Raw genomic sequence first — 1274 nt, forward strand, 5'->3', positions numbered from 1 at the left:
AATGGCTTCCTTGAACCCGTGCTGGTAGTCGGCCAGGTTGGCGATCTGCGAACCCATGTGGAAGTGCAGCAGGCGGATGCCCTGGTCCAGGCCCGCCGCGCGGAAGCGCTCGACCACCGACAACAATTGCGCCGCCGACAGACCGAATTTGGATTTCTCGCCGCCGGTGTCCGCCCACTTGCTCGACGCCAGGGACGACAGGCGCACCCGCAGGCCCACCTGTGGCTTGACCTTGAGGTTGGCGGCTTCTTCGATCACCAGGCCGACTTCGGATTCTTTCTCGATCACGATGAACACGTTGTGGCCCAGCTTCTGGCCCATCAGCGCAAGGCGGATGAACTCACGGTCCTTGTAACCGTTGCAGACGATGGTGCCGCCTTTCGGGGCCAGGGCCAGCACGGCCAGCAGCTCGGGCTTGGAGCCGGCTTCCAGGCCAATGGACACGTCCTGGGTGGCGATGATGTTCTCGATCACCGCTTCCTGCTGGTTCACCTTGATCGGGTACAGCGCGGTGTATTTGCTCTGGTATTCCAGGCGCTCGATATTGGAGTCGAACGCGCCGGTCAGCTGGCGCACGCGGTCTTGCAGGATGTCGGGGAAGCGCACCAGCAACGGCAGGGACAGGCCGCTTTTGCGCAGCTCGTCGACTTGCTCGTACAGGTCCACAGGCGTGCTGTTCGGGCCGTTCGGACGGACTTCAACGCGACCGGCATCATTGATCGCGAAATACCCGGCCCCCCAATGGCGAATCCCGTAAACACTGCGGCTGTCCGCAACTGTCCATTGGCTGCCATCGTCTTTGCGTGTGCGTCGTACGGACATCGAAGTCCCCTATAAATGAAGTCGAAGTGCACCGGCCTGATCAGAGGCTGGCGCAGTCTAAAGAATGAAAATGACGATTTGCCTGTGAGAGGGGTAGACCCCACTTGCAGGACAGAGTTTAGACACCGGTCAGGAACAGGCTCTGTGAAAACCATGGGGACGACAGTTCGCGTTCAGCCAGCGGGCTATCGGGGTGGTTTTCACAGAGGCTGCTAGCCGCCGGATTTCTTCGCCTTGTAACCCAGCTTGATCAGCTCGGCCAACAGCAACTCGACGTGGTCGCCCTGGATCTCGATCACGCCGTCTTTCAGGGCGCCACCGGTGCCACAGCGCTTTTTCAGCGTGGTGGCCAGTTCCTTCAAGGCTTCTTCGGCCAGGGGCACGCCAGTGATGGTGGTCACTGTCTTGCCGCCACGGCCCTTGCTCTCGCGACGAACGCGGGCAATACCATC

Annotated in this window: 1 protein-coding gene and 1 pseudogene; both read right to left on the reverse strand. The window is 61.0% G+C overall.

Features of this window, described 5'->3' with window-relative positions; all coding sequences use genetic code 11:
- On the reverse strand, positions 1 to 822 hold an 822-nt coding region (gene speA, locus HX869_RS31010; RefSeq protein ID WP_178904164.1), incomplete at its 3' end, for a biosynthetic arginine decarboxylase.
- 212 nt (positions 823 to 1034) lie between these two features.
- Positions 1035 to 1274 (reverse strand): annotated as a pseudogene (locus tag HX869_RS31015) (stress response translation initiation inhibitor YciH); the annotation flags it as partial.

The organism is Pseudomonas sp. P7779 (assembly GCF_013386315.1).
In the GTDB taxonomy this organism is placed as follows: Bacteria; Pseudomonadota; Gammaproteobacteria; order Pseudomonadales; family Pseudomonadaceae; genus Aquipseudomonas.